General features: G+C 68.4%; 2 protein-coding genes. One reads left to right on the top strand and one right to left on the bottom strand.

Going from position 1 to position 1,169, the window contains the following annotated elements:
* Positions 1-598, bottom strand: a 598-nt coding sequence (locus tag QR78_RS30615) for a hypothetical protein (RefSeq protein ID WP_048431409.1), incomplete at its 3' end; no start/stop codon positions are given.
* Between the two features lie 227 nt (positions 599-825).
* Between QR78_RS30615 and QR78_RS30610 the strand changes: the two genes are divergently transcribed.
* Positions 826-1,169, top strand: a 344-nt coding sequence (locus QR78_RS30610) for a transposase family protein (protein WP_162234108.1), incomplete at its 3' end; no start/stop codon positions are given.

Here is a 1,169-nt window from a genome sequence, read left to right as displayed (position 1 = left end):
AGGCGATCAGGCCGACGCCCTGGCGCCCCGGGACAGGTATGCTGTTGTTGGCCGTGTCCGACAGGTATCGCGCCGCGCCCCACACGGCCGCATTGTCGGCGTTGGCGAGGGCGACACCCCAATCGCAGACACCGACACCGATGGTCTCGCCATAGGTCGGATCCTTGCTGACCGAGTTGTCGTTGCGCAAATAGCACCCATGCGCCGAGACGTTGACCGCCTTGGTGCCAGCGGGGACGACAACGGCATTGCGCACGTTATCGGCGTAGAACAGGCCTGTCGCGGTGATCGGCGTCAGGATCGTGTCGGCCGAGGTGTCAGTGTTCTGGATCGTCTGCGCCGCATCGGACGACGACGCCGGGCCGGACAGCCCCCACATCACGCGGCTCTTCGTGGACTGGATGCGGCACGGGACCCCGGGCGCGCACGAGATCCCGTCCGCGCCGCGCAGGGTGATCCGGTCGGCGTCGGGCGCGAGGAGGTTGGGGCTCGGGTACTGCGCCTTCTTCGCCGGGTTATAGTCCGGGCCGGCCAGCGCCGGCGCGACCAGGAGGAGCGCGGCCGCCAGAGCAGCAGCGGAGCGGAGGCGAAAGTTCATGGCAGGTCTCGCGGCTTGGGGACGAAGGTCAGGGTATCGTTGTTCATCCAGGGCTCGCCAGGGTTCAGGCCGTCGGCCGAGGTCGGCAGGGCCTCGCCGTCGAGCGTTAGCCTCAGGCGCCGGCCTGGGATTGCCCCGTTTCTGTGGTTCTTGCTCACTTTGCGTGGATGGTGGTGGATTGACTCGGGCCGATGATAGGGTCGCCCAGCTTCCCCATCGTGGGTGGCATGGACATTCCCTTTCCCGTCCCCGAGTGCCGCGTCGCGCGGTTCGCTGAACGAGACGAGGATCACCTCGTCATCCCAATGAGGCTGGATGCCGACAGCAGCCGCTGTCCTGATTGCCAGCATGCGAGCCGGTCCATCCATAGCCGCTACCAGCGCCATCCCGCCGACCTGCCGGTGTCGGCATCGCAGACCAGTCTCCGCATCGAGGTGCGGCGGTTCTACTGCCGCAACCCGACCTGCCGACGCCGAACCTTCGCCGAGACGCCTGTAGACCTCCTCGCGCCGCGCGCCCGCCGCACGCGGCGGCTCGGCGAGGCGCAGGCCAGGGGCGGGCTCGCCTGCAC

Source organism: Methylobacterium indicum (genome assembly GCF_001043895.1).
In the GTDB taxonomy this organism is placed as follows: domain Bacteria; phylum Pseudomonadota; class Alphaproteobacteria; order Rhizobiales; family Beijerinckiaceae; genus Methylobacterium; species Methylobacterium indicum.
Note: the sequence above shows the minus strand (reverse complement) of the source record. Positions and strands in the feature narration are given on the sequence as shown.